The organism is Bacillus cereus group sp. BfR-BA-01441 (assembly GCF_022663075.1).
Classification (GTDB): domain Bacteria; phylum Bacillota; class Bacilli; order Bacillales; family Bacillaceae_G; genus Bacillus_A; species Bacillus_A cereus.
Map to the genome: position 1 here is coordinate 1 of NZ_JAKUEU010000385.1, position 228 is coordinate 228.

Here is a 228-nt window from a genome sequence, read left to right on the forward strand (position 1 = left end):
ATCAAAAAGCGAAAGTGGCTCGCTCAGAATGTGAGATGGATGGAGCTTCTGACCTTGAGGCGCTCTTTGCCTCTCGGGAAGAAGTGAAGCCGCCGAACATTCTAGCCACTGTAGCTGGATTCCATCAAAAAGCGAAAGTGGCTCGTTCAGAATGTGAGGTGGATGGAGCTTCTGACCTTGAGGCGCTCTTTGCCTCTGGGGAAGAAGCGAAGCCGCCGAACATTCTAG

The 228-nt window shown here is 52.2% G+C and carries 1 protein-coding gene; it reads left to right on the top strand.

What is annotated here, in order from left to right:
- On the top strand, positions 1-228 hold a 228-nt coding region (locus tag MR107_RS30945), incomplete at both ends, for a hypothetical protein (protein WP_242293218.1).